The organism is Microcoleus sp. Pol12A5, from assembly GCF_036701435.1.
In the GTDB taxonomy this organism is placed as follows: domain Bacteria; phylum Cyanobacteriota; class Cyanobacteriia; order Cyanobacteriales; family Microcoleaceae; genus Microcoleus.
In genome coordinates this window covers 79,023-102,051 of sequence record NZ_JAUBQU010000003.1, presented here as the reverse complement: position 1 = coordinate 102,051, position 23,029 = coordinate 79,023, and the positions used below count along the sequence as shown (strand labels likewise).

General features: G+C 46.5%; 15 protein-coding genes. 5 read left to right on the top strand and 10 right to left on the bottom strand.

Going from position 1 to position 23,029, the window contains the following annotated elements; translation table 11 throughout:
* Positions 1-133 precede the first annotated feature (133 nt).
* Entirely contained in the window at positions 134-1,783 is a 1,650-nt protein-coding gene (locus QUA45_RS01645; protein WP_333219100.1) for an ABC transporter substrate-binding protein, read from the top strand.
* A gap of 161 nt (positions 1,784-1,944) precedes the next feature.
* Entirely contained in the window at positions 1,945-2,604 is a 660-nt protein-coding gene (locus QUA45_RS01640) for a pentapeptide repeat-containing protein (protein ID WP_333219082.1), read from the top strand.
* Between the two features lie 281 nt (positions 2,605-2,885).
* Here QUA45_RS01640 and QUA45_RS01635 read toward each other — a convergent pair whose 3' ends face one another.
* The 4 genes from QUA45_RS01635 to acnB all read right to left on the bottom strand — a co-directional run bounded on the left by QUA45_RS01635 (position 2,886) and on the right by acnB (position 6,900).
* Entirely contained in the window at positions 2,886-3,266 is a 381-nt protein-coding gene (locus QUA45_RS01635) for a cupin domain-containing protein (protein WP_445304945.1), read from the bottom strand.
* An 85-nt stretch (positions 3,267-3,351) separates the two neighbouring features.
* On the bottom strand, positions 3,352-3,765 hold the full coding sequence (locus tag QUA45_RS01630; RefSeq protein ID WP_333219080.1) for a nucleic acid-binding protein: 414 nt from the start codon (positions 3,763-3,765) through the stop codon (positions 3,352-3,354).
* Positions 3,766-3,800: 35 nt separating this feature from the next.
* On the bottom strand, positions 3,801-4,214 hold the full coding sequence (locus tag QUA45_RS01625; protein WP_333097830.1) for a hypothetical protein: 414 nt from the start codon (positions 4,212-4,214) through the stop codon (positions 3,801-3,803).
* 70 nt (positions 4,215-4,284) lie between these two features.
* Positions 4,285-6,900 carry a bifunctional aconitate hydratase 2/2-methylisocitrate dehydratase gene (gene acnB / locus QUA45_RS01620; RefSeq protein WP_333219078.1) on the bottom strand — a complete coding sequence of 872 codons (2,616 nt, stop codon included), beginning with the start codon at positions 6,898-6,900 and terminating at the stop codon, positions 4,285-4,287.
* A gap of 462 nt (positions 6,901-7,362) precedes the next feature.
* Here acnB and QUA45_RS01615 point away from each other — a divergent pair, with 462 nt between their 5' ends.
* Positions 7,363-11,493: an EAL domain-containing protein gene (locus QUA45_RS01615; RefSeq protein WP_333219076.1), complete on the top strand. Its 4,131-nt coding sequence runs from the start codon at positions 7,363-7,365 to the stop codon at positions 11,491-11,493.
* Positions 11,494-11,900: 407 nt separating this feature from the next.
* Here the strand turns inward: QUA45_RS01615 and QUA45_RS01610 are convergent, their stop codons facing one another.
* The 6 genes from QUA45_RS01610 to QUA45_RS01585 form a co-directional block, all read right to left on the bottom strand.
* Positions 11,901-16,460: a PAS domain S-box protein gene (locus tag QUA45_RS01610; protein WP_333219074.1), complete on the bottom strand. Its 4,560-nt coding sequence runs from the start codon at positions 16,458-16,460 to the stop codon at positions 11,901-11,903.
* Between the two features lie 1,036 nt (positions 16,461-17,496).
* Positions 17,497-17,688 carry a hypothetical protein gene (locus QUA45_RS01605; protein WP_333219072.1) on the bottom strand — a complete coding sequence of 64 codons (192 nt, stop codon included), beginning with the start codon at positions 17,686-17,688 and terminating at the stop codon, positions 17,497-17,499.
* A gap of 172 nt (positions 17,689-17,860) precedes the next feature.
* Complete coding sequence (gene mdh, locus QUA45_RS01600; protein ID WP_333219070.1) at positions 17,861-18,814, bottom strand: malate dehydrogenase; 954 nt, start codon at positions 18,812-18,814, stop codon at positions 17,861-17,863.
* Positions 18,815-18,923: 109 nt separating this feature from the next.
* A complete protein-coding gene (locus tag QUA45_RS01595; RefSeq protein ID WP_333097841.1) occupies positions 18,924-19,139 on the bottom strand; it encodes an NAD(P)H-quinone oxidoreductase subunit O in 216 nt (71 codons plus the stop codon).
* A 187-nt stretch (positions 19,140-19,326) separates the two neighbouring features.
* On the bottom strand, positions 19,327-20,259 hold the full coding sequence (locus QUA45_RS01590) for a DNA-formamidopyrimidine glycosylase (protein ID WP_333097843.1): 933 nt from the start codon (positions 20,257-20,259) through the stop codon (positions 19,327-19,329).
* A gap of 2 nt (positions 20,260-20,261) precedes the next feature.
* Positions 20,262-20,645, bottom strand: a complete 384-nt coding sequence (locus QUA45_RS01585; RefSeq protein ID WP_333097845.1) for a photosystem I reaction center subunit IV — start codon at positions 20,643-20,645, stop codon at positions 20,262-20,264.
* A gap of 286 nt (positions 20,646-20,931) precedes the next feature.
* Here QUA45_RS01585 and QUA45_RS01580 point away from each other — a divergent pair, with 286 nt between their 5' ends.
* Together QUA45_RS01580 and QUA45_RS01575 are read left to right on the top strand one after the other, a co-directional pair.
* Positions 20,932-21,630, top strand: coding sequence for a RibD family protein (locus QUA45_RS01580; protein WP_333097847.1), 699 nt, complete (start codon positions 20,932-20,934; stop codon positions 21,628-21,630).
* Positions 21,631-21,749: 119 nt separating this feature from the next.
* Positions 21,750-22,946: a GNAT family N-acetyltransferase gene (locus tag QUA45_RS01575; RefSeq protein ID WP_333097849.1), complete on the top strand. Its 1,197-nt coding sequence runs from the start codon at positions 21,750-21,752 to the stop codon at positions 22,944-22,946.
* Positions 22,947-23,029: the final 83 nt, after the last annotated feature.

Sequence of the window (23,029 nt, the reverse complement as noted above, 5' to 3'; positions counted from 1 at the left end):
CAAGCTTTTAAGTTGCTCTGGTTAGGCAGCGATATTTGTATTACAGGAGAATCTATCAATAAATCCGGTTTCTAGTTGAAAAGCGCGTAAGTCCTGATAATATAATCAATAATTTGGAGTTTCAAAAAAAATGATGGGAATTAACAAGCAGCAGCCTAGAATACATATAAAACCTTCAGTCATTAAAGCGATAGCTCTGTTCTTTCTGTGCTGCTTGTTAACTGCAAGTTGTGGACAGGGATCGCGCCGATCGGTGAATGCGAGCGGCGAAAATGCTAATAACCGCATTACTATTGGCACAACCTTGAAATTGCGGACTATCGACCCTGCGGATGGTTACGAAACCTTATCAGGACAATTGCTACGCAATTTGGGCGACACTCTCTACACTTACAAGTCAGGAACTACAGAGTTAATCCCCCACTTAGCGACAGCAATGCCAAAAGTTAGCCAAGACGGATTGACATATACAATCCCCTTGCGTCAAGGCGTTATTTTTCACGATGACACACCGTTTAACGCCGCAGCAATGGAATTTTCCTTGCAGCGGTTTATCAAAAATGGTGGCAGTCCGGCTATGTTGTTGAGCGATGCAGTAGAATCGATAAAAGCCACGGGTGAATACGAATTAACTTTTCAACTCAAAAAGCCTTTTTCTGCTTTTCCTTCCCTGTTAACATTTTCCGGTATGTGTGCTGTTTCTCCAAAAGCATACGAGATTGGACAGGGTAAATTTAAACCCGATACGTTTGTGGGAACTGGACGTTACAAGCTGGCGAAGTACGGCAGCGATTCTGTCAAGTTTGACGTGTTTGAAAAGTATTGGGGGGAAAAGCCGGTCAATCAAGGAATTGACATTTTGTTGCTTTCTAGTTCCTCAAATTTGTTCAATACTTTTCAGACGGGTGCCGTTGATGTAGCTTATTTGTCTCTGGATGCAGACCAAGTTCAAAGCTTGGATGAGGGAGCAAAAAAAGGGAAATGGCAGGAAATCGCCGGGGAAAGCAGTACGGTTAATTACATAACGCTGAATACTAAGTCTAAACCGCTGGACAAGTTAGAAGTCAGACAGGCTATCGCAGCAGTGATGGATCGCCCGGTGATTAACGAGCGCGTACTGCGGGGACAAGCACAACCGCTTTACAGTCTGATTCCCACAAACTTCGACGTTCAAAAACCTGTTTTTAAAGAACTCTACGGCGATGCCAACACGACAAAAGCTAAGGAACTTTTAACGAAAGCCGGATACTCGGCCACCAATCCTTTCGTTCTGCCAATTTGGTATGCTTCATCTTCCACAAAACGAGCTTTAGTGGTGAGCATGATGGAGGCGCAAGCTAAACTCAAAATGGACGGGATAATGAAGGTAGAAATTAACAGCGTGGAATCTCCGACTTTGTTTCAAAACATAGAGAAGGGAATTTATCCTGCGGTTTTAGTGGATTGGTCCGCCGACTTTTTTGACGCTGACAATTACATCCATCCGTTTTTAGATTGTGCGACAGGTTCCGAGGCTGAGGGCTGCTCCAAGGGTCAAAGTCAAGGTCAGGGTTCGTTTTATTATAGCGATCGGGTAAATCAACTAATCGACAAGCAACGAAAAGAAGCAAATCCTGAAACCCGCAAAGCCCTGTTTGCCGAAATTCAAGACATACTGGGTCAAGATGTACCTTTTATCCCTCTTTGGCAGGATAAGGATTATACTTTTGCTCAGAACAGCATCACCGGCGTCCGTCTCGAACCGACGCAATCTTTTCCTTTTTGGTTCCTGAAAAAGCAATAATTCTTTACAAGAATTTCCCGCAGTTGAAACGTCAGTAATTATTGCATATTTTGTACACAATAGGGTGATGATTGTCACAGTTTATCAAAGAGACTGATCACCCTAACCTATTTAATAATGTGGGATATTATTAAAAGAGAGATATTGCTGAGGGTGGGTATATGAAACTTGGGATTTTAACAACAACAGGGCTGGTAATTGCGATGGGCTTAGCCTCGGGAGTAAAGGCAGAAAACGTATCCCACGTCAAGCAATTATTAGAAACTAAAAAATGTAACCAATGCGACTTGACAGGAGCGAAACTTGCTGGTATGAATCTGAGCGGGGCAGATTTGAGCGGTGCGAATCTCAGAGGTGCAAATTTGAACGGTGCAAATTTGGACGAAGCCAAACTGAATGAAGCAAATCTAAAACAAGCTAAATTGCAAGGTGCGAGTTTAATTGGGGCTAAAATGCACGGCGCTAATTTGGAGGGTGCTGATTTGAGCCGCGCTAATTTGAGTTTGGCGGGTTTAGTGATTGCTAGTTTGAAAAATACGAATCTCACCAGCGCTAATTTAATCGGTGCTAATTTAGAAAGCGCCAATTTGGCGGGTGCAAACCTGAGAAATGCTCGCCAGTCTGTAGCGAATTTAGCGAATGTCAGCCTCAGAGGTGGCAGTTTGTCGGGAATAGACGTACAGGGAGTCAACTTGCGGGATGCAAATTTGACCAATGCAAATTTGAACGGTGCAAATTTGAACGGTTCGGACTTGACAGGTGCTAATTTAAAGAATGCCAATATGGCAAATGTAGATTTGAAAAACGCTTCTTTGCCGTAGGACGATCGCCACTTGCTATATCAAATTCTGGTGCTTAACAAGCTTAATATAATAAGGTAGGGGCAATTCTGAAATTGCCCCTACAGTTTTAATTGTAGGATTTATCTTGTTCCCGATCGCTGCGTAGGTCAATCGATTTTAGATTTTAGATTAAAGAATTGAAGCATTGACCCCACGGATAAATTCGGGGGCTGGTATCCTGGATGCTTCCGGTCATTGTTCGGTGTGCGAAGCTTTTCTTTTCCCTGGCGTCTGCGATTGCTTCATATTTGGATCTAGGATCAATCTGCCTCGTGAGCATCTTGGGCGAAGCGGATAATGTCATCATCGCCGAGGTATTCACCATTTTGGATTTCAATCATCACCAGAGGAATAACGCCTGGATTTTCTACGCGGTGAGCAGTATTCATCGGAACATAGGTTGACTGTTTCTGCATGAGAATTGTCTCTTTGTCGTCGCAGATAACTTTAGCGGTACCGGAGACAACAACCCAGTGCTCGCTGCGGTGATAGTGCATTTGGGTGCTGATGTGGTGCCCCGGCTTGACTTCAATGCGATTGATCTTATAACGATCGCCCGCGTCTATGACTGTAACTTGGCCCCAGTAGCGGGTTTGTGTGCGATCGTCAATTTTTTCTATTGTGTCCACTATTTCCACCATGCTGTTTATCTCGCTAACGGTGTCTGTAACAATATCTATAGTTCAAAGTATAGCAGGGATAGGGCAAGTGCGATCGATTTAAAGATTACTGAATTAATCGCCACTCGCGAGCATCAATAAATTGCGACAAATGCCCCACATTTGTTGTAGCAATTACCACATCATTGCCTTCAGTTGCCTCCAATATTGATTGAGCAGCCAAAATCACATCGCCGTCAAGTGCATTGGCTTCTGCGGTTGGTCTTCCTCTCCTTCTCGAATCAGCCCACAACTGAGCGGCTAAAAGCATTACCTCTGTAGTCAAAGGACGGTATGTAAGGACTTTCTTGAATAGGTCAAGTTTTCTGATACCTCTCTCTTTTCCCGCTCGAATCAATTCTCGCCGCACCTCATAGTCAGCAATTTCAGGCAGGAGTACCATTTCGCCATTTTGTAGTAAGGAGTCTAGCCAAAGTTGGCATTCCAAATAAGGAGGTTTGGCTTGAGGGTTTGTTACCATCCCTAATGGGCCAGAATCCAAAATAATTATTCTGCTCATTGAAACAAGGGTCGATTAGACATTCGATCTTCATTTATCACTTGTTCTAGATATTCCGCAGTTTCTTTTTGCTCTTGTTCGTCATCATCTTCTCGCCATGAGCGCAATAATTCAATTGCACCTTGATTTCTTTGTATCCGTTCCTCCAACGACAGTTTAGTAATGTCTATTTGCTCAGATATCTGGGCCGGATCGGACAAGAGTGGCTTTACTGTCACCGTTTCCATAAATAAGCGCATCATCTGAAGTAAATTAGGCCAATATTCTCTGGGAGTCTGCTGAATTACGCGCAGAAATTCTGCGATGGGCTGGCTTAAGGGGCGATTGCTTTCTTTGTCTTCAACCATAGGAGTTTCGGGCGCGGATTTTACTGTCCCTTGGCTTTCGCTGCTTAAAACTTCTTCTGACATAATTAGTTTTTTCCTTTCTCTTATTTACTCATATTATAAACAAAGGGCGGGCCATTGCCCGCCCCACTTTTTACTTGCTCAACACACCATCGGGAATCCCCAAAATATCCTCAATTCGAGGCATATCTTCCAAAGCAATCACCCTGCCTTCATCCTCAAAACCAGCAATTTGATCGAAATTCAAATACCGATACAAATCACCAGCAAAAGGATCGATTCTCTTCGACACAATGTCATTGTATTCTTGGACTGTAGGAATGCGACCTAACAGCGAACAAACGGCTGCCAATTCCGCCGAACCGAGATAAACTTGTGCATCTTTGCCCATGCGGTTGTTAAAGTTACGAGTAGAAGTTGAAAACACAGTTGTCGCATCTTTAACCCGCGCTTGATTGCCCATACACAGACTGCAACCGGGCATTTCTGTACGCGCTCCAGCAGCTCCAAAAATGCTGTAATAACCTTCATCTTTGAGTTGCTGTTCGTCCATCCGAGTTGGCGGACAAATCCACAGGCGAGTTTTCACTTCCCCTGCACCTTCCAACACCTTCGCAGTGGCGCGGTAGTGACCGATATTTGTCATGCAAGAACCGACAAATACCTCGTCAACGCGATCGCCCGCAACCTCACTCAACAACTTAACATTATCCGGGTCATTCGGAGCAGCCACAATCGGTTCTGTAATGTCGTTCAAATCTATTTCGATGATTTCAACGTATTCCGCATCAGCATCAGCCTCCAGCAGTACCGGATTTGCCAGCCATTCCTCCATCTTCGCTACGCGGCGCATCATCGTCCGCGCATCTTGATAGCCCCGCGCCACCATGTTTTTCAGCAGCGCGACATTAGAACGAATGTACTCGGAAACAGTCTCTACGCTCAATTTAATCGTGCATCCAGCGCAAGAACGCTCGGCAGAAGCATCGGTCAATTCAAAAGCCTGCTCGACCTTCAAATCTGGCAAACCTTCAATCTCCATAATCCGCCCAGAAAAGATGTTTTTCTTGTTCTGTTTCTCGACGGTTAGCAAACCTTTTTGAATTGCTACATAGGGAATGGCATTCACAACATCCCGCAGGGTTACTCCGGGCTGCAATTCACCTTTAAACCGCACTAAAACCGATTCCGGCATATCCAAAGGCATGACGCCCAAGGCAGCAGCAAATGCCACCAATCCCGATCCAGCAGGAAAAGAAATTCCCAAAGGAAAACGAGTGTGAGAATCTCCGCCAGTTCCCACTGTATCCGGCAATAACATTCGATTCAGCCAGGAGTGAATAATGCCGTCTCCAGGCCGCAAAGCTATGCCGCCCCGCTGTGACATGAAATCGGGTAATTCATGGTGAGTTTTGACATCAACTGGTTTGGGATAAGCGGCCGTGTGGCAAAAACTTTGAATTACCAAATCGGCGCTAAATCCCAAACAAGCAAGTTCTTTTAATTCGTCCCGAGTCATAGGCCCGGTAGTATCTTGCGAGCCGACTGTTGTCATGACTGGTTCGCAAGATGTACCGGGACGAACGCCGGACAAACCGCAAGCTTTGCCTACCATCTTTTGTGCTAAAGTGAAGCCTTTACCCGTATCTACTGGGATTGTTGGACGGGTAAAAATAGTGCTAGGTTCTAGTCCTAAAGCTGCGCGGGTTTTGTCGGTTAAAGTTCGTCCAATTAATAGCGGGATTCGACCACCGGCACGAACTTCGTCTAGAATTGTGTCGGGTTTGAGGGTGAAGGTGGAGATGATTTCTCCGGCTTCGTTAATGATTTCGCCTTTGTAGGGGTGAATGGTAATTACCATTCCTGTTTCCATTTTGGAGACATCACATTCGATCGGCAATGCGCCGGAATCTTCAGCCGTATTGAAGAAAATCGGGGCGATCGCACTTCCTAAAATATAACCGCCACTGCGTTTGTTCGGCACAAACGGAATATCATTGCCAATGTGCCATAGTACGGAATTAATCGCCGATTTCCGTGACGAACCGGTACCGACAACATCACCAACATAGGCTACGGGATGACCTTTTTGCTTCAAGTCGGCAAGGGTTTGCAAAGCTCCTGGCATCTTACTTTCGAGCATCGCCAAAGCGTGTAGGGGAATGTCCGGCCGCGTGGTAGCATGAGGTGCAGGCGATAAGTCGTCAGTATTGGTTTCTCCAGGAACTTTGAAGACTGTAACGGTAATCGCTTCTGGCAACACAGGACGACCTGTAAACCACTCGGCATCCGCCCAAGAATCGACTACCTGCTTGGCGTAGGGATTGGTATCAGACAAAGCTATAACGTCGTGGAAAGCGTCGAATACTAACAACGTTTTGCTCAGTGCCCGGGCGGCGGTGGCGGGAATGGCGATTTCGGCAGTGGGGTTGAGCAAATCGATTAAAGATTGGACGTTGTAACCGCCCATCATTGTCCCCAGCAGGTAAACTGCCCATTTGGGAGCAATTAGGGGGCTGTGGATTTCGCCTTTAGCAATGCCAGTTAAAAAACCAGCTTTGACGTAGGCGGCGCTGTCTACTCCGGGCGGGACGCGATCGCGCAATAATTCTATTAACGTTTCTTCTTCTCCAGCCGGCGGATTTTTCAGCAGTTCACACAGTTCCGACGTTTGCTGGGCGTCTAGCGGCAGCGGTGGAATTCCCAAAGCGGCCCGTTCGGCAGCGTTACGGCGGTAAGATTCAAGCATTTCTCCTCTCTCCTCGGATAGTATTCGGTGGTTGTTTGTAGGTGACTTTACTTTTTAGATTAGGAGCTTCCGCTGCACATTGGGTAAAGTACCTCGCTCTTATCAAAACTTAACGCAACTTTAAAAACAGTAGATTGTCATACCAAAGACAGATGTGGTCTTTAACGAGAGAGCTGCATATCAAACTTCAGCCGAGCAGTTTAGGGGCGTTCAGTTGCATAGTTCTGGTTAAGATTAATGTGTTGTGGGCTACTGTAGATCGTCCTCTGCATCTGAAATCGTCATTTACCAATAATCTGGACTGTTTTTAGTTCGTAGTTTGAAACCCTTGATTGTCCGTTGATAGCTCGATTGGCGAATCCCCTTGAAACTTTTATTCTACGAATGCTAATTAAAAACCGTCCGCAGTATTGATTGACCACAAGTTTAAAAAAGTTGTCCTGCTAATGGATCGATTAAACAATGGAAAGTTTTATCCCTGAAAAGTCTGAAGACTGTCACGGCTGGGCGTCCAAGCCAGACTTGTACAAAGAGCTGCAAGGAACCAAAGAATTACTGCTGACGATCGCCAACTCGATGCCACTGCCCCTGATCGTCAGCAGTCTGGCGGACGGCACAATTCTTTATAGCAATGATTTATGCCGTCAGGCTTTCGGGTTCACAGGATTCAAGTCGATCGACCGCCAAAAAGCCGAAATGCTCTACCACAAACCTGCAGATCGCCAGGAATTGCTGTTGAGGCTCGCCCGCAACGGACACGTCCGCGAGACAGAAGTCCGGCTTAAAAAAGCTGACGGCACGCTGTTTTGGGCAAGTGTATCGATGCGGTATCTGACATTGGTGTCGGGGAAAGCTGTTCTGTCGGTGTTCACCGACATTACCGATCGGAAACGAGTCGCCGCCAAGGAGCAGGAATTGCTCACCTCAATCCACTCGCGAGCCCGCCAGCAAGCGGCCGTCGCTTACTTGGGGCAGCAGGCCCTGGCAGAAACAGATTTGTCCGCACTGATGGACAAAGCTGCGGTTTTAATTGCTCAAACCCTGGACGTTGATTATTGCCAGTTGTTAGAACTGTTGCCCTCTGGTCATGCTTTTCTTCTGCGAGCGGGGGTTGGCTGGCAGCCGGGCCTCGTCGGCAGCGCTACTGTTGCCGCTTCTGCTCGATCGCAAGCAGGTTACACATTGCTAGTGGGCGAACCGACAATCGTCGAAGATTTGCGGGTGGAAACGCGCTTTAGCGAGTTGCCACTGCTGCACAATCACCGGGCTGTCAGCGGCGTTACTGTGATCATTCCCGGCAATCGGGGACTGGGGAGGAACTGGGGACAAGCAGAACCAGCGAACAGTTCCTCCTCGCCGGCCTGGGGCATTTTGGGGGTTCATACCAGCCAAGGGCGGGTTTTCAGTCAAGATGACGTTTATTTTGTAGAAGCGATTGCTAACGTATTAGCTGCGGCGATCGAGCGCATTATATCGCAAGAGCGCTTACAAATGATGGAACGGGCGATCGAAAGTTGCAGCAACGGCATTGCAATTACCGACGCAACCGTAGCAGATAATCCAATTATTTATGTCAATCCCAGTTTTGAGCGGATTACTGGTTATCGCAGAGACGAGTTAATCGGGAAGAATTGCCGATTTTTGCAGGGGACAGACACTGACAGCCCCGCTGCCAAAGAATTGCGAATTGCGATTGAAGAAGGTAGAGAATCTCAAGTTATATTACGCAACTTTCGGAAAGACGGCACGCCTTTTTGGCACGAACTGTCGATCGCTCCGGTTTACAACTCGCGGCGACACTTAACCCACTTTATTGGAGTGCAAACAGACATTACCGACCGCCAGCGATCGGAAGAAGAATTATTTTTAAATTCTCAAGCTTTAGCAGCTTTTAGCGCTAATCTCAAACACTTGCACCGGATTACAACTTATCATTATCAAAACTTTGAAGAACTGGTTGACGATTATCTAACAGCAGGCTGTTTGATGTTTGGACTTTCAAGGGGCATCATGGCTGAAGTTGACAACGAGACTTTTATTGTTCGAGCAGCTAAAACAGAGTTAGAATACTTTGTGCGAGGTTTAGAATTGAACCTCAGCGATACTTACTGCGCGGCAGTCATTAAACTTAACAAAACAGTTGCTTATTCTCATATAGGAGCAGATATTGAGATGCGCGAACATCCTGCTTATCAGAACTGCCACGCGGAATCTTACATTGGAACGCCGATATTTGTTAACAATAAAACTTACGGCACTTTAAGTTTTAGTTCGCCAGAAATCAAGAAAAGAAAGTTCAAGTACGAGGAAATAGAAATTATAGAATTGATGGCTCAAAGTATTGGAAAGATTCTGGCGGTTCACCAAATGGAACTCGAACGCCAGCAAGCTGAAAAAGAGCGATGCGAGTTAATAGTATCTCTCAAAGAAAGTGAAGAACGCTATCGCCGTTTAGTAGAACTATCTCCCGAAGCGATCGCCGTTCACAGTCAAGGGAAAATCGCCTACATCAATGCTGCCGGCGCGAAACTCCTCGGTGCGAGCTCTCCCGAAGCGCTCATGGGCTTTCCAATATTGCATTTCGTGCATCCAAACTATGTAGAAATAGCCACAGAGCGCATTCGGCTAGTCGAGACAGAAAATCAGCCAATCGAGCTTGCCGAACAAAAACTGATGCGGCTCGACGGACAAATAATAGACGTTGAAATGGCCGGCATCCCCGCTACTTATCAAGGCTCGACGGCCGGCCAGATTATTATCCGAGATGTCACCGAGCGCAAGCGAGTAGAACGGCAACTGCTGCACGGCGCTTTTCACGATGCGCTGACGGGTTTGCCCAACCGGGTTTTGTTCATCGACAGGCTAGGACAAGCCATCCGCCGCTCCAATCAGTCCCCCGATTACAAATTTGGTTTACTTTTCCTAGATTTAGACCGCTTCAAAGTAGTTAATGATTCTTTAGGACACGTTTTAGGCGACAAATTGCTAATCGCCCTTGCGGAGCGACTGCAAACCTGCGTCCGGGTTTCTGATACCGTCGCCCGGCTGGGAGGAGACGAATTCACCATCCTGCTAGACCATATTCAGAGTCTCAGCGATGCCACCCTCGCAGCTAAAAAGATACAAAAAGAACTGACGAAGCCGTTTCATCTCGAAGGACACGAAGTATTTACCACCGCTAGCATTGGCATTGTTTTCAGTCGAGGTGAAGCCACCGCCAGTGGCGCATCAAATTCGTACACTCACCCGGAAGAATTCCTACGCGATGCTGACATCGCTATGTACCGCGCTAAAGCTTTGGGTAAGGCCCGCCATGAAGTGTTTAATTTGGCGATGCACGACCAAACTATGTCGCTGTTGCAGTTAGAAACTGACCTGCGGTTGGCTATTTTGGGCAAGGAGGAATTAGGAGAGAGCAAGAATCAATGTTCGCACTTTATTGTGCACTACCAACCAATTGTTTCGATCGCCAGCGGTGCGCTCGAAGGTTTTGAGGCCTTGGTGCGCTGGCACCACCCAGTTCGGGGTTTAGTTCCACCGTCTACTTTTATCCCTGTAGCTGAAGAAACAGGTTTGATCGTGCCTCTGGGAGTCTGGGTGTTGCGGGAAGCTTGTCAGCAATTGCGGATTTGGCAAGAAATGTTAACCGAGGAACAGGGAAGAAGCCCAATGGAAGTCGGAACAAGACCCTTCCACTCCCTTCGGCTTGACTCAGGGCAAGTCGCTCAGGCTAACCAGAAGGAAGAAGGCGCTTCGACTTCGCTCCGGGTAACAACAGGGAAGAACGGAACGGGCAATGTAGGGGATTTAACTGATGTAACAGATACAGGGAATGAGGAACACGGAACTTTTACTGAGCGTAGTGCCACTATTGGTCACAGGGAAGAAAGAATAGGTAAAAAATTACCAATTCCCAGTTATCAATTCCCGATTACCGATTTCCACTCATCTATTACCAATTCTCAATCCCCAATTACCAATACTTCGGCTACGTTCATTACCACCTCCCAGGTACCAATTCCGAATTTTAAATTACCCATTATTGATCCTTCGCAATTAACAATGAGCGTCAATCTCTCTCCTAAACAGTTAGGTATGCCGAATTTAATTGACGAAATCGATGAGATTTTAGCAGAAACTGGCTGCGATCCGAGCTGTTTAAAATTGGAGATTACTGAAAGCGCGATCGTGGAAAATGTGAAGAAAGCCAATATTGTGCTAGCCCAATTAAAAGGTAGAAATATTCGATTGTCGATCGACGATTTCGGTACTGGCTATTCGTCTTTGAGTTACTTGCACCGTTTTCCGCTGGATACACTGAAGATCGATCGATCTTTTGTAAGCCGCTTGGGGGCTGTCGAAAATGGTGACGACGGGGGTCAGCCTTTGCAGATTGTGCGGGCGATCGTAACTTTGGCTCACAATTTGGGATTGAATGCGATCGCCGAAGGTGTAGAGACAGGCGAACAGTTAGCACAGCTTCGAGAACTCGACTGCGAATTAGCTCAGGGATATTGGTTTTCTAAACCTTTGGACAGTTCTGCCGTGACAGAAATCCTGATAAATCTCGGTAATCAAGCAATTATGGACTGAGTGAGGTACAGATTGGTAAATCGTGCGTCACCCCGTGAAGACATTTTTTCTACAAACTCACAATCTCAAAACTGATGCACCAAGGAATAAATGGTGCATCAAAATTAAATTTTTGGTGACGATCAAATCTGTTAGCATCGGAATTATTAATCTGCGTGAATCCGCGTTAATCCCTTGTCATCTGCGGCCATCAATTATCTTTTAAAAACCGCAGATAAGGGCAGACAAACACAGATTAACGCAGATGAATTAGATTAATTCCGGTTGCACCGTCGGTGATTGTTGACTGTTGACTGGATTTTATGAAGACAATACTACCGGATTTGAGATGGTTTAAAAGTACCAAATTGACGCACAGTAACGCTTTTGCAATTGCCAATTGCCAATTACAACTTACCAATTCCCCATTAACAATTAGCTTTGAGGGGAATCTCGATCATCAATTCTGTACCCTGTCCCGGAGAAGAAGTGCATTTGAGCGACCCGTTGTGTCTGTCTGTAACAATTTGATAGCTAATCGACAAGCCCATCCCAGTTCCTTTACCCACAGGTTTAGTGGTAAAAAACGGGTCAAAAAGCCGAGTGCCGACTGTCTCCGGTATGCCCGGCCCGTTGTCAGAAATCCGAATGATTACCTTGCCCGCTGGCGATATTTCAGTGCGGATGCGGATGTGGCTGGGCTGTTGCCGCATTTCCTCAGCAGAACGGCGCTGATCCCGTTCTTCCAAAGCATCCAAAGCATTGCTCAAGATGTTCATAAATACTTGATTTAACTGGCCGGCATAACATTCTACTAAGGGAAGTTGAGCGTATTCTTTAATCACCTGAATTTCTGGATGATTGTGTTTAGTTTTGAGCCGGTGCTGCAAAATCATCAGGGTGCTATCTATGCCGTCGTGGATGTTGACTGCTTTCTTTTCTGCTTCGTCCATGCGGGAAAATGTGCGGAGAGAAGCAACAATTTGCTGAATTCTGTCTGCACCGACTTTCATTGAAGACAGCAACTTTGGCAAGTCTTCCATCAAAAAGTCGAGTTCAATCTTGTCTACTTCCTGTTGAATTTCCGGGACGGGATCGGGATAGTGGTTTTGGTAAAGTTCGATTAGGTGCAGCAAGTCTTGGGTATAGTCGTTGGCGTGGCTGAGATTGCCGTAAATAAAGTTAACTGGGTTGTTGATTTCGTGGGCGACTCCTGCGACAAGTTGACCGAGACTTGACATTTTTTCATTTTGAATTAACTGCGATTGAGTGCTGGTTAATTTCTGCAATGTTTGCTCTAATTCGCGAGCTTTATTGCGAGTTTGGGCGTAAAGATCGGCTTGGTTGAGAGCGATCGCCAATTGAACTGTAACCGCTTGCAATAATTCTATTTCGCCCTCACTCCAGGGTCGCACAGCAGCAGAGTGGGCGCAGGTAATAACGCTCACTACCCCCGAAAGTGCCTGCATCGGAATTGCCAACACAGATCGGTAGCCCAGAGAGTTAAGAGACCTTATCCAAACTGGGTCTGCGAGCGCTCCGACATCATCGATTTGCAGCGTTTCTAGACGCAACATCTGTTCTCCTATAGTGCCGAAGTCAGAAGCTTTATAGCAACCTATTAAATCGGGAAGTTCTATTCTGCGAGATTCTTGAATGATTTCCCAAAAAGCCTCTTCTTGTTCGCTGCGGTACCAGGAAAAATAGCACCGATCGATCTGCATGAAAGCCCGAATTTCTTGGACGGCGACAGCAATAATGCTGTCGAAATCGAGGGAATTGCGGATTTGAGTCGTGAGGTTGTTGAGCAATTTTTCTCGCTCTGCCTGCTGTCTGAGTCGGGCTTCCGATCGCCTCAAGGCAATTTCTCCCCGCTTGCGATCGGTAATGTCTTCGGTGACAGCTAATAGATATTGCGGTTTGCCATCAGCATCGAGTATTGCTGTTTTCTTGGTATGAAATATCAGCGTTTCTCCCTGCCTCGTTTCAATCTCTTCTTCGGCGATTTCTACAATTTGTCCGTTGTTTAGCACTTCCCGGTCTTTGGCGGTGAAAAAATCAGCTTGTTCTGTTGGGAAAAAGTCGTAATCATTTTTGCCGATCACTTCTGCTGCACTCAAACCGAGTAACTTTTCAGCTACTGGGTTCCACAGTACAAATCGCAGTTCTTGAGCATCCTTGGCAACCACTCCTACGGGTATGGTTTTGAGCACTGATTCCATAAACTGTTGGGCGTGTTGGAGTTCTGCTTCTGCCTGTTTGCGATCGCTAATATCTCGGACGTTGGCAATGATGTTGAGATTACCGTTGAGATGAATTCTGGATAGGGCAATTTCTGCATCAAAAGTTGAACCGTCGTTGGGACGCCTCGCTTTCCATTCCACGCGACCTGTTTCGCCGGCTAATACTCTTTCCCAAAGTTTTCCCATTTGTTCAATGGGATTGTCGCTACTTGAATAGTCGTTTTTAATTGATAATTTTGTTGCTTGTTCTGGAGTAACTCTGTACATTTCTAACATTCGATTATTGAAATCGAGAATATTTCCTTCTAAATCGTGAATCAAGATAGCATCGTAGACATTGTTAAATATGGTTCTCAAGTTTTGCTCGGAAACTTGCAGCGCTGCTTCTGCCTGTTTGCGATCGCCAATTTCTTGTTCTAATTGCGTGACTGCTAGGGAAAGTTCGGCAGTGCGATCGCTCACTCTGTCTTCTAACTCGACTGCTGCTTGCCGCAGTGCAGCTTCGGCGGCTTTGCGATCGGTAATGTCGATCGCCGTACCGAACAGTTTTACCACCTTGCCGTTCACATCGGTTTCGGCTTTGCCCAGGGCGTTCACGTGTCGCAAGATGCCGTCGGGACGGTACAGGCGAAAGTCAAAATCAAAAGGGATGCCTGTTGCGAGTCCCTGTTGCACTTGAGTTTGCCACAATTCCAAATCTTCTGGATGAATCAGAGCGACCTGTTCGGCTAAGTTGGGTGCAAAGGCTGCCGGTTCGAGCCCGAAGATGCGGAAAAGTTCTTCCGACCAAGTGAGGGTTTCGGTGGCTGCGTCGAGTTCCCAATTTCCGACGTGGGCAAGTCTCTGGGCTTCTTTTAGCTGCCGCTGGCTGTTGCGGATGGCGGTTTCGGCAACTTTGCGATCGGTGATGTCGAGCAGGACACCGCAAAATACTATGTCGCCGTTCTCGCTGCGCGTGGGCATTGAGTCGCCTTGCCACCAGCGAATCTCACCGTCGGGCTTGACTAACCGTCCTTCGTAGTGCCAGGGACAAAGATTTTCTACGGCTTCGTTGACGGAAGCGAGGTGGCTTTCCGAGTCTTCGGGGTGGATGCGAGAAATAAATGTACTTAAGTCTCGCGTCATTTCTGCTGCTGTGACGCCCGTGAGATCGAAGATGCGATCGCTCATGTAGTCCACTCTCCACACTCCCTGGCTGCTGCAAAATTGGAACAGAGCTCCGGGGATGGTCGCCGCGATCGTCCTGAACCTGGCTTCGCTGGCCGTGAGGGCGGCAAAAGTCTGGCGCAGTTCTGCCGTGCGTGCTTCTACTCTGCGCTCTAGTTCTGCGTTGGCGTGTTGTAAGGCTGCTTCTGCTCGCTTGCGATCGGTAATGTCGGTGGCTGTACCGGTCGTGCCGAGGAAGTTTCCGGTTTCGTCGTAGAGGGCAATGGCATTAAACATTAAATGTTTCATGCTGCCGTCTTTGGCGATTTGGGTGGTTTCGTACTGGAAAATTGATTCTCCGGTTACCAGGCGGGCGAAAACTTCTAAATCTTTCTGGCTTTGTTCTGGTGTCACAAAGTCGGAGAACGGCCGACCGATCATTTCTTCTGGTTCGTAACCGTAAATGTACTTAACTGCTGGGTTGACGAAGGTGTAGTGCCCGATCGCATCGACAGACCAAATCATGTCTTGAGATGTTTCTACCAGGCTGCGGTATTTGGTTTCGCTGGCTTTGACGGCTTCTTCTGTTTTTTTGCGTTCCGTCATGTCGCGGGAGACGCCGACAGTCATGACGATTTGACCGTCTGCGCTGCGGATCGGTGTTTTGACGGTGCTGAACAGCCGCACTTCTCCGTCGTAGCGCGTCACCGGTTCTTCGGAAATTTGCAGAGTCTGTCCGGTTTCAAATACGAAGGTGTCATCTTTGACGTACTGGAGAGTATTGTCGGGATCGGCGAAAGGTGCGTCTACGATGTCTTGAAGTTCCTCTTGAGTCATGCCGTAATAATCGCGGAATGCTTGATTTGCCCAAACAATTTTGGATTTCGGGCCTTTGACTAATACCATATCGGCGATCGAATCGAGAATTTGGTGATATTTTTGCTCGCTGTCGCGGAGTTTCTGCTGCGCGGATTCGATTTCTGCTATTTGCCTCTGGGTTTGCAAGTGCAGTTCGGCTTGGTAGATGGCAACTGCTAAATGGTCGCCTACTTGTTTGGCAAATTCGATTTCGTCTTCTTGCCACTGGCGGGGTTGACCGCAGGAGTGAATGCACAGCAATCCCCACAAATGTTTCCCCTGCAGTAGGGGTACAACTAAGTTGGCTCGGATTTGAAACCGCTTGAGGATTTTGAGGTGACAAGGGCTCAACCGGGCTTTGTAGATGTCCGTGACTGCTTGAACGTATCCTTTGGTGTATTTAGCTGCAAATTGTTCGCCGAAACAGTAGTCGCGGATTCTTGCTCCCAAAGATGGGCTGTATTGGGGCAGTACGTCTTCGGACACTACTTCGCCCTCATTCCCTTCGGATTCGGGAAAAAAGCGGTAGACTGCGACTCGATCGGCATTTAGGAGTTGCCGAACTTCGGTGGCTGTGATTTTGAATATTGTTTCTAAGTCTAGGGATTCACGAATTTTGCTAATAACTCCCATCAGCGCTTGCAGCTTTTTGAACCAGGTTTGAGACTGCGTTTGTCTTTCTAGGTGAGCTAGTTTCTCGCGCAGGTTGGTTACTTCGTGATACAGGTATTCATGAAACATAATGCTTTTTCTTTAGTTATTTTGCGGTTTGGTATCGAGGTTGATGGCATCTCAATAGCGCTCTGCAAGTTGAGTCTGGTAACTCAAAAATGCAAAGGACATATTTTCCTCCTTCTGCTACCACTTAGCAGCTACTCAGGCTGCATTTCCGTATTTTTTCTAGATTGGGAAATCAATCGAGCATCTTAGGTTACGTACATTTACTTAAAAAAGGCACAAATTGCTACGTCATAAGTTGTCAATTATTGAGAATAATGGTAAGCAAACTTACACATAAACTCGGTTTTTTAACGTAATTAAGTCAGGGAAGCTCCGAAAGTGGAACGAAGAAACCCGGTTCTATTGCGCGATCGGCAGGAGCATCTCTGACTAATTTTGACATTTTTTGGCTCGCCTTCGGTTGCAATTGTCACCTTTTTATTATTACCGAAAACTCTAGCAAGTTTTTTTTTGTTTTGGCGAACGAATATCCTGTTGGGTTCGCCTCTATTAAAATTTGTCTAAACTTAGACCATCGCCTTTTCTCGATTTTTAAGTAATGCTTGATTTATCTATCCTAAATTATATTTTTTACAGCCTTTAGGTTAACCAGAAATTTGAGATATTTTTTCTTGCATTCTCATTTTTTTATGTAAGGAATAGAATTTTTTTTAAAATGATTAAAAATCACCGAATCAGAGGTTAGTTTTCGGTCAAACAGTTGAGGTAGTTGCAGGCTATGGTTAAATTGGCTCAACTCAAAGGCGATTTCCTACCGCAACGGCCCCGAACGCGCGTTCGATAACTTCGCACGCGCGGAGACTGTTTGCCGGATTTTTGTGATTTTTGAGAACTGTAAAAATTTTCAATAATACAAATATTCACGGTATCACATTTTTGGGTAAAATAAAGGTATTTCAAGCTCGATCAATAGAAAGGGCGATCGCGACGATTAAAGTTTGGGCAAAGTAATGATAAATTTCGTATAAACTCACCTTTCACTTTCTACCTTTAAAATGCCACCGTGTAGTTCGGCAATCGGCTCGCGAGGGAGAGATCAGCCAAAACCGGCTGCTTCTGCTGTTGGTTTAGCAGTAAAGAAAAGATGGCAGATTTTTGCTTTAATTTCTACAGAAACTCTGATGGTATTGTCGCGCAGACAAAGTTCAAATGCTTTTGCCAGTTTTTGCGTTTTTACCAAATTTTTTAGAGTAAATTTTATGTTTATCGATCGGTTCCTTGCTGCCATTTTTCGGCTTGTGAAATACATCCTCACAAGCATATCCATGATATTTACCAAAGCGCAGTTGAAATGCGAGAAGCGCAGTTTCGAGAGAGCGATCGCCCTTTGATACTCAATATAAATTATTATTATATTGCAGTGGCGAGCGGGCTGCTGCGATCGCCGAACTGCTACAAGCTTAAGAAGCAGTTTTCAATATTGCCTTGGCTTCCTCAATATTTTGGGCAACCACTTTGCCCGACTCGATAAAGGCTGCTCTTTCCCTATCGCTGAGTTCGAGTTCCACTACCTGTTCGATTCCCTGATACCCCAAGCGACAGGGAACTCCCAAACATATATCTTGCACGCCGTATTCGCCGTCCAAATAAACGGAGCAAGGCAACAGTCGTGACTGATTGAGTAAAATTGATTCTACCATCAAACAGGCAGAAGATGCGGGTGCAAAATAAGCACTACTAATCTTCATCAATCCGACAATTTCTGCGCCGCCGTGGCGAGTTCGCTGTACGATTCGATCGATCGCCTCAGCATCCATAAGTTGATTGATGGGAATACCGTTGACAGTAGAATAGCGTGGCAAAGGAACCATCAAATCGCCATGAGAACCGATGACAGTTGCATTAATTTCAGCATTTGAAACGCCCAATTCCATCGCAATAAAAGTTTGAAAGCGGGCGGAGTCGAGAACTCCCCCCATACCCATGACTCGGTGTTTGGGCAAATCCACAGCTTCCCACGCTAAATAAGTCATGATATCTAGGGGATTTGTGATTACGATTAAGATTGCTTCCGGAGAATTCTCGATCGCCTGTTTTGATGCTTCCGTGACAATTCGAGCATTAATTTTAATTAAATCTTCCCGATTAATACCGGGTTTGCGCGGAACTCCGGCGGCAATTACTATGATATTTGAGTTGGCTGTATCTGTATAATCATTTGTACCGACAATTTGGCGATCGTGGCGTTCCACTCCCCTGGCTTCCATCAAATCTAAAGCAACGCCCTGCGGCCAACCCTCCACAATATCTAGCAATACTACATCTGCCAGGTTTTTCTCAGCAATTCGCTGGGCTAAGGTACTGCCCACTTTGCCTGCACCAATAATTGATACGCGGTTTGATGGAGAATTCATTGGATTTTAGATTTTAGATTTTAGATTTTAGCAATCAGCTTAATTGGGGAAAGGTGCGCGGTGTGCACCCTTCGCTACATTAAGAGCAGTGATGTTTAGTTTTGGTGACTTACTTAAAATCTTCGAGTTGATCTACCCGCAGCCAAATATTGGGAGTGGGAACTTTGCCAAATTTGACGAAGGCATAGTCGCCGCGAATATCCATCACTTCACCCTTTGTTTCAAATATATACGAGGAAAAGCGCTGGTCGCTGGCTTTGGCTTCTAGACTGTTTTCCAATTTTTCGCGTACAGCGCGAACTATACTGCCTTTCTTGATTGCCATAACTTGCTTTGTTTAGTTTAAAAAACTATACAAATTTTAATCTAGATTTGGCTTGAAAGTCACTTTGCGATTGAAATCGCTACTAAACAAACAAAGTCCGCCTACGCGGACTAAGGAATAAAGGGGTGCGATTCGTGGGGTAAATCTAAAATATAAAATCTAAAGCCTAAAATCCATTGACTGCTTCCTATGTTTGACAAATGGGGCAAAAATGAGTCGATCGCCCTGCTAATTTTATACGTTCGATGGTTGTGGAGCAAGTGCGACAGGGTTGACCGGCGCGATTGTACACCCAAGCGACGCCGCCGTAGTTGCCGTTGACACCTTGGACATTGAGAAAATTGCTAAAAGTAGTGCCGCCGGATTCGATCGCCTTCTGTAAAACTTGAATAATAGCTGTATGGATGCGCCCTATTTGCTCTGCGGTCAAATCCGCACACAGAGTTGTGGGCATCACTCCCGACAAAAACAAAGTTTCGTCTGCGTAAATATTGCCCAAACCAGCTATCAGCGACTGGTCTAGCAAAGCTGTTTTTATGGGTCGCGCCCGCCGGTGCAGCTTGCGGGTCAAATATTCTGTTGTAAACTCGTCGGAAAACGGTTCCGGGCCTAAGAGTTTCAGACCGATGACTGTGCTGGAAACCTCGGTTTGTGCGGGCACGTACCACATTTGCCCGAAGGTGCGCTGGTCTACAAAGCGCAATTCTTGGTTTCCTTCAAAAAACAGCCGTACTCGCGCGTGTTTTTGCAGGGGTTCGGATCGGTTCACCCACAGCAGTTGTCCGGTCATCCGGAGGTGAACGCCCAACCAGCCGGCTTTTGAAGGAAGGAGGAAGGAAGAAGGAAGAGGGAAAGACCTTGGAGTTCGATCCCTAAATTCTCCCCCTTTCCCTTTCTCTCTTTCTCCTTCGGGGAATTGAGATAGTTCTGCCAGTAGATATTTGCCGCGCCTGTACCAGCGGGCGATCGACTTTCCTTTGAGTTGTGTCAAAAAATCGGTCGCAGAGATTGAGCGGGCGATCGTGCTGTTTAGCAACACGTCCCCGTCCAAAATTTCTCTATCGAGGGTTGCTTGATTCAAACCCCGGCAAATAGTTTCAACTTCTGGCAGTTCTGGCACAATTAGCGCTGTTCTGTTCCTTGACCCTGAGGCGAACCTTCGACGCTGCCGGGCGTTTCGGCGCCGGGTTTGCTGTCGGTCGAAGTTTTCGGCTGCGAGGGGGCTCCTCCGCTGCCGGTTTTCCGAGTTTTCTCGTCGAGCGTGGTTTGTTTGCCGCCGGAAGCTACAGCAGTCGCTGTTTTCGCTTTTGCTTTGGGTGCTGCCACTTCCACTAATTCGCTTTCGGCGTAGTTGTTGGTGTTGACGCCTGCATAATTTACGGTGTTAAAGCGAACGATAACTGGGTATTTAATGCCGCTTTGGTCTACCGTAGCAACGGTGCCCACTTCTTGATACCAGTAGGATTCTTTGCGGAGAATCCGGACTGTTGAACCGCGTTGAACCATGAGCTTTTTTTCCTTTGCGATGAATAAACGGATCAAGCCATTTTTTTTACTCTAGTCGATCGCGCGGCGCATTTAAAGTCTGCAACGAATTTTTTACCTCCCGCGCCGTTTTTTGTCGGCTGTTTGTAAAGAAAAGTAAATACTTTGGTAGGGAGATAGCTGGGGTTGCAAAATAAATAAACCAACATTATCCGTCAAATAAAACCAGTCCGAGCGAGTTGAAAACAAACTTTACAAATAGTTTTGAATTGCTACAGTTAAATGTTCTGCGAAATTCTGATAAGTAATGACTGGACTTCACGCAACAGTAATACTCGCGATCAGTGCTGACGGTAAAATAGCAGATGCAGTACGATCTCCCGCGAGATTCGGTTCTGCCAACGACAAAGCCCACCTCGAACAGCAAGTAGCAGCAAGTGACGCCGTTTTGTTCGGCAACGGCACTTTACAGGCTTATGGGACGACGATGAGAGTGATTTCGCCGGAATTGGTCAAACAGAGGGAACTGCAAGGGAAGCCGCCACAACCGGTGCAAATTGTATGTTCGCGATCGTCCCAATTTGACCCCAACTTGCGATTTTTCCAGCAACCGGTACCTCGGTGGCTGCTGACGGGGCAAGACAGTAGGCACACGGCACTGCCCTTTCCCTACCCGATGACAAACAGTAAGTTCGATCGAATTATCTATACAAAAACCGCATGTGGAGAAATTGATTGGATTGATGCGTTTCAACAGCTAGAAACTCTTGGTATCAAGCGCTTGGCGATTCTGGGCGGGGGAAAACTGGTAGCGTCTGTGCTGGCTGCAGGCTTGGTAGACGAACTTTGGCTGACGGTGTGCCCGTTAATTTTGGGCGGGGCGGATGCACCGACACCTGTGGAGGGAGAGGGTTTTTTGGCGGATTTAGCCCCGAAATTGGAGCTTTTGGCGGTTAAACAGGTGGGACAAGAGGTATTTTTGCATTATAGATTCGGGGCGGGCTAGAAGCCCACCCCACAAGAGTTGTGTGGCACAGGCATCTTGCCTGTGGCGAGTAATTACACAAGCAGGGGAGATTGTATTAACTTAAATTAAGTTCGATCGCTCTACGCTCAAATCTCCCTATGCTGAAACAGCCAAAATCTGAATATTCTGTAGCCTGGATTAGCAAAATAGGCGAAATCCCGCAAGCGTCGTGGGATGCCTTGGCGATGCCACTAAAAACTCCATTTCTAGAATGGGATTGGCTTAACAATCTCGAAGTCTCGGGCAGTGCGACAGGTAAAACCGGTTGGCTGCCGCATCACTTGACTGTGTGGCGAGACAAACAGTTGATTGCTGGCGCGCCACTTTATGTCAAAAGCCACAGCTACGGCGAATTTGTGTTCGACAATCAGTGGGCCGATTTAGCTCAACGTTTGGGCATTAAATATTATCCGAAATTGATGGGAATGACGCCCTTTACTCCGGCTGAAGGCTATCGATTTTTGATTGCCGAGGGAGAAGATGAAGACGAGTTAACCGGAGTAATGGTAAGCGCGATCGACCATTTTTGCGATCGCCACAATATCTCGGGCTGCAATTTCCTCTACGTCGATCCAGAATGGCGCGAAAGAATGGAACGCCACGGTTTCAGCAGTTGGCTGCACCACAGCTATATTTGGCAAAATCAAGGCTATCAAAATTTTGACAATTATTTAGGCGCATTTAATGCCAACCAGCGCCGCAATATCAAACGCGAACGCAAAGCAGTCGATCAAGCTGGTTTGTTGATAAAAACGCTGACTGGCGATGAAATTCCCCAAGCCATGTTTGCTCAAATGTATGCTTTTTATGAGAATACTTGCGACAAATTTGGTTGGTGGGGAAGCAAGTATCTGACTAAGCGATTTTTTGAACAGTTGCACCACAATTATCGCGATCGAGTTTTATTTGTAGCCGCCTACGACAAGGAAGATGAGAGACAGCCGGTGGGTATGTCTTTTTGTTTGTATAAGGGCGATCGACTGTACGGCCGTTATTGGGGAAGTTTGCAGGAAATCGACTGCTTGCACTTCGATGCTTGTTACTATACGCCGATCGAATGGGCGATCGATCGGGGCATCCAAAGCTTCGATCCCGGTGCCGGCGGACGGCACAAAAAACGGCGCGGCTTTCCAGCTACGCCAAATTATAGTTTGCACCGATTTTATAACAACCGTCTGGCCCAAATTCTCAAGTCTTATATCGGTCAAATCAACGAAAGAGAACAGGAAGAAATTGATGCAATCAACGAGGATTTACCTTTTACTAAGTTACCTCCGTTGTTACTCGGCGATTGACGGCTGACTGGGAATTTGGAATGGGAAATTTGGAATTACTAACAGTCTATCGGTGTCAACCTAATACTAAAACCCTTTGTATA